Annotated in this window: 1 protein-coding gene; it reads right to left on the reverse strand. The window is 62.3% G+C overall.

Annotated features, from left to right (window positions below):
* Window positions 1-239: immunoglobulin-like domain-containing protein (locus Q8X48_RS30090; protein WP_407802705.1), on the reverse strand; the 239-nt coding region annotated here is incomplete at both ends.

A 239-nucleotide genomic window follows, 5' to 3' on the forward strand; every position in this document is an offset into this window, starting at 1 on the left:
TGTCGTTGACATCGTTGACCGTGGTGGTCACTGGCGTTGTGTTTGGCGACACCAGTTCCAGGTTACCGCCCACTGCGTCCTTGATGGATTCAGTGACGGTGGTCGGGCCTTGGTAGACGTCGTTGCCCACGCTGACCGGCAGGCTACCGGAGCTCTGGCCTTCGGCGATGGTGATGACCTTGCCGCTGTCCAGGGTCACGGTGACTGGACCGTTCTGCGCGGTAACCGGGGCACCGTTC

Source organism: Pseudomonas sp. QLc11A, from assembly GCF_052112305.1.
Taxonomy (GTDB): Bacteria; Pseudomonadota; Gammaproteobacteria; order Pseudomonadales; family Pseudomonadaceae; genus Aquipseudomonas; species Aquipseudomonas laurylsulfatiphila.